General features: G+C 32.9%; 6 protein-coding genes. 4 read left to right on the top strand and 2 right to left on the bottom strand.

Going from position 1 to position 6,567, the window contains the following annotated elements; all coding sequences use genetic code 11:
- Positions 1 to 149: 149 nt before the first annotated feature.
- Together GMA06_RS08075 and GMA06_RS08070 are read right to left on the bottom strand one after the other, a co-directional pair.
- A complete protein-coding gene (locus tag GMA06_RS08075; protein ID WP_163546384.1) occupies positions 150 to 1,142 on the bottom strand; it encodes an O-antigen ligase family protein in 993 nt (330 codons plus the stop codon).
- Positions 1,143 to 1,460: 318 nt separating this feature from the next.
- Complete coding sequence (locus GMA06_RS08070; protein WP_163546385.1) at positions 1,461 to 2,273, bottom strand: Cof-type HAD-IIB family hydrolase; 813 nt, start codon at positions 2,271 to 2,273, stop codon at positions 1,461 to 1,463.
- Between the two features lie 210 nt (positions 2,274 to 2,483).
- On the opposite strand from GMA06_RS08070, the gene GMA06_RS08065 reads away from it, so the two are divergent.
- The 4 genes from GMA06_RS08065 (at position 2,484) to msrB (ending at position 6,364) form a co-directional block, all read left to right on the top strand.
- Positions 2,484 to 3,683 (top strand): peptidoglycan DD-metalloendopeptidase family protein, encoded by a 1,200-nt coding sequence (locus GMA06_RS08065; RefSeq protein ID WP_163546386.1) that lies wholly within the window; start codon positions 2,484 to 2,486, stop codon positions 3,681 to 3,683.
- 137 nt (positions 3,684 to 3,820) lie between these two features.
- Positions 3,821 to 4,732 (top strand): YihY/virulence factor BrkB family protein, encoded by a 912-nt coding sequence (locus GMA06_RS08060; RefSeq protein WP_163546387.1) that lies wholly within the window; start codon positions 3,821 to 3,823, stop codon positions 4,730 to 4,732.
- A 3-nt stretch (positions 4,733 to 4,735) separates the two neighbouring features.
- Positions 4,736 to 5,905 (top strand): FtsW/RodA/SpoVE family cell cycle protein, encoded by a 1,170-nt coding sequence (locus tag GMA06_RS08055; RefSeq protein ID WP_163546388.1) that lies wholly within the window; start codon positions 4,736 to 4,738, stop codon positions 5,903 to 5,905.
- A gap of 18 nt (positions 5,906 to 5,923) precedes the next feature.
- Complete coding sequence (msrB, locus tag GMA06_RS08050) at positions 5,924 to 6,364, top strand: peptide-methionine (R)-S-oxide reductase MsrB (RefSeq protein ID WP_163546389.1); 441 nt, start codon at positions 5,924 to 5,926, stop codon at positions 6,362 to 6,364.
- The last annotated feature ends 203 nt before the right edge of the window (positions 6,365 to 6,567 follow it).

Below are 6,567 nucleotides of genomic sequence, written 5' to 3'. Positions count from 1 at the left end.
ACTCACGAGAGATAGCCATTTTTTACAATATAGTTCTTTATTTATCATTTTTAAATGCAAAATCCAACGTATTTTTCAAAACTGGAGAAATACGTTGGATTTTTTATCGCTATTGTCAACAGTCTGAGAAGAAAAACAAAACACATCTCTTATGATGAAGGAGATGTGTTTTGTTTTTCTTTTAATAAATTTGTTGTACTTAGACAAACGGTCATGAAAATAAATAGCGTTTGTACCCAAAAAATCGTGACGTCTAACAATCCGCTAACTAAAACGAGGGTAATAAAACTCATACATAGAGCACGTAGAGATTTTAATAATCCAGTGTTTTTTATTCGATGTAACTGGATAAGTAATTTTGTGAATAAGGCAATCAGCAAACTTGCACCAAGAAAGCCATAGTTTAATAGTGTATCTAAAATCATATTGTGTGCATGTTGTGTTGGATAACTTGCATATTTTTCATAAATCGTCATATACGTTAAAGGACCTTGACCGAATGGTTTATGACAAAATTCTTCTATAGAGGCTTGCCAAATACTTGTGCGAATATCAATGTGTTCGTCAATTAAATTTAATTCAAAGCGAGGAACATTGCTGTAAAAAATAATAACAGAAATGATGCTCAATATAAATGCAACGATAATAAAACGTCTAAATATTTTTGATTCAACTAAAAATCCAAAGGTTATCAATGAAATAAGCAAGGAAGGTAAAATGGTTCGTGTCAATGTAAAGAGTAGACCACAACCGTTTAAAAAGGCAATAAAAGCGTACCAGCCTTGTTTTTTTAGACATTTTGCATGATACATTTTATATCCAGCGATTAAAATGAAAAATCCACATGCCAAGGCATAATAATTTGGATTAAAGAAAAATGAATCTGCTCGTCCGTCATTCCATGTAATGAAATGTTTGCTCATTGCATGATAATCAATTGGTGGTAAGATATGATACGCTTCTAACCAAGCATATATTGCATGAACAATGCTAAAATGAAGCATTATATCTAATATTTTTTGGAATGTTTTTTTGTCAATAAGTGTTGTGTAATATGTAAAGTAAATATAGAAAACAACAAGACTTATTGTTACAAAAAAACCAATTAAATTTTGTGCTAGTGCAGATACGGTACTAGACAAAAGAAAAAATAGCCAAATGAGTTTATGTATATAAGAATGTTTGATTAAGTTTATAAAAGACTTTTTATATAGTAAATAACAAGTAGCTAAGAGTATACCTATACAGGCAATAGGGAACGGAAGCATCATTGTCATCGTTGTGAAAATGAAGATCCAGTTCAACTCAAAACGTTGAAAAACTGCCTTTATATTTGAAAACAAGAGAACGCCTCCTTTAGTCATGTACACTGACATGATATAGCGTCTATATTATATCTGAAATAACGGTAAAAACATATAGATTTTTTTTGTTTGTTAAAAAAGAATGAGGCGAACGATTTATATATTAAAAAAAGATTTTAAATAGTGAGCGACACCATCTTCTTCATTTGTATATGTTGTTTCGTATTTAGTGATTGCTTTAATGGAAGGGATGGCATTTTTCATGGCAATACCATACTCAGCAAAAGATAGCATTTCTGAATCGTTATCTTCATCACCAAAAGCAATAAGACGCTCTTTAGGAACGTTTAAAATAGTCAATAAATAATTTAAACCAGCTGCTTTATGAACACCTTCAGGTGTAATATCTAAACAGGGGAAAGCACCACCCCATGTACGAATATCTAATGATGTGTTTAAATGCTCTTTTAAGTAGCTTTTGATAATAGGTTGTTCTTCTAATGATGAAAACCACCCAAAAGAAATAGGCTCTTCCGGTAAAACCTCTGGTTGAGAAAGCAGTTGAAAACCGTTGACAGGTTCTGGGAAATACTCGCTTTTTGGTAAATCTAGTGTCGACACATAAACATTATGACGTGTTTCAGTTCCAATAAATCCAAGATTTAACTCTTTTTGTAAGGCGATAATTTTCCTTGCTGTGTCAAGTGAAATAGAGTGTTGATGATAATGTTCCCACTCTTTGTCTAGAGGATGATGTACCAATGCGCCGTTATTGTTTATCATTGGTGTTTTTAGCGATAGAGAGTGATAGATATCCTCGCTAATACGAAATGAACGCCCCGTTGTGATGACGATGTGGTGTCCTTGGTCTTGTAGTGTCTTTAAGACATCTTTTGTGAAATCTGATGTTGTATGATCAGACTTTAATAGTGTTCCGTCTAAATCAAGTGCAATCACATAAGGTTCCATAAAATTCCTCCAATCAATAGAATGTTGTTATTATACCATAATTAAATTTTTTTTGTAAAAGTGGTATGTAACAAAATGATGACAAACTTTACACTTTTGTAAATAGGTACGTTTTTACTAGGAGATTTTAAAAGGATGTGTTAGTCTATTGTCTACTAATGAAAAGTTAGTTAAATAAAAAGTGAGTAAAAAGACAGGAGAGTGAAACGAATGCATAAGCATTATAAATTATGTGCTATTTTTTGTATGAGTGCTTTGTTATGCCAAGTAGTTATACCGGTTGCTTTTGCAGACGAATACGATACAAAAATCTCTCAACAAAAAGAAAAAATAAAAGAAATTGATGCAACAACATTAGAAAAATCTTCTGAGTTAAAACAAACGATGCAAGAAATCGAAATGCTTGAAAATACGATACATGATGTAGAAAAGAAGATAGAAGATAATCAAAAAGAATTTCAAAGATTGCAAGAAGAAAGTGCCTTATTAGAGGAGTTGATTATCAAACGTGATGAACGTATTAAAGAGCAAGCAAGACATATACAAGTCGATGATACGACAGACGATTTCTTCCAGTCTATCTTAGCGTCGGAAAATATTGTAGAGGCACTTTCAAAAGTGTTAGCATTGACAGAATTGACGCGTGCATCAAATGATATATTAGAACAGCAACGAATAGATAAAGATAAGTTGAATGAAAAGAGAGAGAAACTGGAACAAATCACATTGGAAGATGCACAACGTGTGAAAGAGTTGGATGTTTTAAAATCAAATTTACTCATTAAAACAACAGAAATCGAAGTAGCTTTGTCACAATTAGCTAGCGATAAGCAAGATTTAGAAACGGATATTGAAAAAACGAAAGAAAAACAAGAGCAGGCAAAGCGTGAGTATGAAGAACTAAAACGTCGAGAACAAGACAGACAAGAGGCGCTAAAAAAAGAACAAGAACGGATACAACAAATTGCTTTGGCAAAATCGACAGTTATTAATACAGGACAAACAGGATTTGTTTATCCAATTAGTCAGCCAACTGTGACAAGTCCATTTGGCGTGGCTAGACAATTGACTCTATTAAATGGACAGAAATATACAGATGTGCATAATGGCATAGATTATGTGAATGGTAATTCACAAGCTTTAATTACCGCTTCAGCCGGAGGAGTTGTCGTATTTGCAGGTAAAGATAGTTATGGTGGTATTGGTGTCATTATTAAACATGAGAACGGAATGTACACACATTATTGGCATTTAAGCACGTTACAAGTATCTGTTGGACAATCAGTATCCCAAGGACAAGCATTAGGTGTTATTGGTGCAACAGGATTAGCAACAGGTATCCATTTACATTTTGGTATGTCTACACAAATGTACTCGGGATATGTCAACCCAGCATTATATGTACATTAAAAAGTTTGGCATCAATCTGTGAAAAGATTGATGCCAAACTTTTTGTTATGTAAGCGAAACAAAAAGAATTTCGCACTGTTTTATTGGAGTATAGTTTGCTATAATAAAATGAAGATAAAAAAGTAAGGAGTTATGACATGTTAAAAAAATTAAGAGTGTTTAAACAGGCTGTATCTTTTAATATGAAACGTGTCGATATTGGCTCTCAAGCAGCACAATTAACTTTTTATATTTTGCTATCATTAGTGCCAATCATTCTTGTGATTGGGAATATTATTCCTCTTTTACCGATTAGTTATGACAGTGTGAAAGAGTATTTAGACACATTTTTACCAGAAAGTATTCGAGAATTAGTGGACACAATGTTACAACATTATTTACATTCTTATAGTGGTAGCTCTTTATTTTTAGGGATTATCGTTGCCTTGTGGTCAAGTTCGCAGGCGTTTAATGTCATTCAAAAAGTACTGAATGATATTTACCACACAAAAGAACGAAAAAATTTTTTAGTGTCAAGACTATTTGCCTTTTTTATGTCGTTAATGTTTGTGATCATTATTATGCTAGTCGGTTTAATGTTTGCTTATGGAGGCACTATTTTAAGGCTATTGCAACAATTTACGATTATTCGTGGAGGTATGGACGTTATTTTTGATAACTTCAAATGGATTGTTGCATTTAGCATTATTTTTATTTTGTTGTGGGTTATGTATTACGCTGTACCAAATGTCAAATGGAAAATGCGATATGCCTTACCCGGAGCTGTTTTTTCAACGACAAGTATTTTGTTGGCATCGCAACTATATTCGATTTACATTGGCAATGCGACAAACAACGCTTTAACAGACGGTACAATTGGTGTTTTTATCGTATTGATGCTATGGTTATACGTCGTATCTATGGTTATTTTGTTTGGAGCATGGTTAAATGTTTTGTATCATGACTATAAATATATGCCTTTTCTGAAAAAAGCACAGTACGAACAAAAGCATATCAAAGAAGTATATTATTCTAAAGATTTTGAAAATGTGGATGAAGGAGTTTTGTAAAGAATGCGTCAAAAAGTAAAAGAGATAACACGCATCGACTATGGCATTATTTTAACCGTGTTTATCTTATTTGTCATAAGTGTATTAACATTATATGCCACAACCGTTTTAATCAATGAAGGAAGTTTACAATCAACAGTGATGCATATTGTGTGGTATATTCTTGGCAGTGTCGTGATTGCCATTATTATGCAATTTGATGCAAAACAAATATGGAAATTAGTACCTTTTATTTATGTCGGTGCGATTATCTTACTGGTTGCTGTGCTTTTTTTCTATGACAAAACAACAGCAGCAACTTTTGGAGCAAGAAGCTGGTTTAGATTTGGGACATTTAGTTTTCAACCTGCAGAAATTTCAAAAATAGCGTTGATTTTAATGCTTGCTCGAGTTGTGACAAACCATAATGTCACGTATCGAGAACGTACATTAAGAACAGATGGGCAACTATTACTGAAAATCTTTTTGTGGACACTACCGATGTCCGTTCTTGTTATTTTAGAAAATGACTTAGGAACAACACTCGTTATTTTAGCGATTGTATCAGGGATTATTTTGATGTCGGGTATTTCCTCTAAAATTCTATTACCACTATTTTTAGGTGTTTTTTTGTTCGGTGCATTGATTTTATATTTGGCTGTTTATCATCGGCATATTTTGATGTTTTTCGGTTTTAAACCGTACCAATTTACACGTATTGATGCGTGGTTAGATCCTTTTTCTCATGCAGCACAAGGGTCTTATCAAGTTAGAAATGCCATTTTAGCAATAGCAACAGGCGGTGTTTTAGGAAAAGGGATTGGAATATCTCAAGTGCATATTCCCATTCGTGAATCCGATATGATTTTTTCAACTATCGGAGAAAATACAGGATTTTTAGGTGCTGTCTTTTTGATTTTCATTTACTTTACATTGATTTATCAAATGGTAAGAACCTGCTTTGAAACGAAGAATGAATTTTACACGTATATTTCTGTGGGCGTTATTTCCATGATTATGTTCCACGTTTTTGAAAATATCGGAATGAATATTGGTCTTTTACCTTTAACTGGTATTCCATTGCCTTTTATTTCACAAGGTGGTTCTGCGTTATTAGGTAATATGATAGGTGTCGGCTTAATTATGTCAATGCGTTATCATACAAAAAGTTATTATGGTATACACATTATTTAAAAGAAAGAAGGAAAAAATATGACAAAATATAATAAAGAAGAATTAAAACAACGTTTAACGGATATTCAATATGAAGTCACACAAAATTCAGCAACTGAAAGACCATTCAGTGGTGAATATGATGATTTTTATGAAGAAGGTATTTATGTAGACATCGTTAGTGGAGAACCTTTATTCAGCTCAACTGATAAATACGACGCAGGTTGTGGGTGGCCTTCTTTTGCAAGACCAATCGAAGATCATTTTTTAACAGAGCATCTTGATGAAAAACTTGCTAGAGTGAGAACAGAAGTAAGAAGTGCACAAGCAGATTCACATTTAGGACACGTATTTAATGACGGACCAGAAGAATTAGGAGGATTACGCTACTGCATTAATTCAGCGGCACTAAGATTTGTACCTGTTTCAGAATTAGAAGCACAAGGATATGAAAAATATAAAGCATTATTTAATAAATAATATGTAAAGGCTTGAAAACAGTGTTTTTAAGCCTTTTTTTGTCCACTTTTATATACAAAATCGTGTTGGTAGATTATGGCTCTTCGTCAAATTGTGTTGGTGGAGAGAAATAGTGAGTATGTTGGTAGTGAATGGCATTAACCATTCACTACCTTTTTCACATTCTTTTTCTGCCACTGAGAATGGTGTTGTATGATTAAAAT

Source organism: Granulicatella sp. zg-84 (genome assembly GCF_010892375.1).
Taxonomy (GTDB): domain Bacteria; phylum Bacillota; class Bacilli; order Lactobacillales; family Aerococcaceae; genus WM01.
The sequence above is the reverse complement of the archived record's forward strand: the minus strand, read 5'-3'. Positions and strand labels throughout refer to the sequence as shown.

Excerpts from the sequence above, each read along its gene's own strand:
- GMA06_RS08070 (WP_163546385.1), bottom strand. The coding sequence starts at position 2,273 with ATGGAACCTTATGTGATTGCACTTGATTTAGACGGAACACTATTAAAG.
- GMA06_RS08065 (WP_163546386.1), top strand. The coding sequence starts at position 2,484 with ATGCATAAGCATTATAAATTATGTGCTATTTTTTGTATGAGTGCTTTG.
- GMA06_RS08060 (WP_163546387.1), top strand. The coding sequence starts at position 3,821 with ATGTTAAAAAAATTAAGAGTGTTTAAACAGGCTGTATCTTTTAATATG.
- GMA06_RS08055 (WP_163546388.1), top strand. The coding sequence starts at position 4,736 with ATGCGTCAAAAAGTAAAAGAGATAACACGCATCGACTATGGCATTATT.
- msrB (WP_163546389.1), top strand. The coding sequence starts at position 5,924 with ATGACAAAATATAATAAAGAAGAATTAAAACAACGTTTAACGGATATT.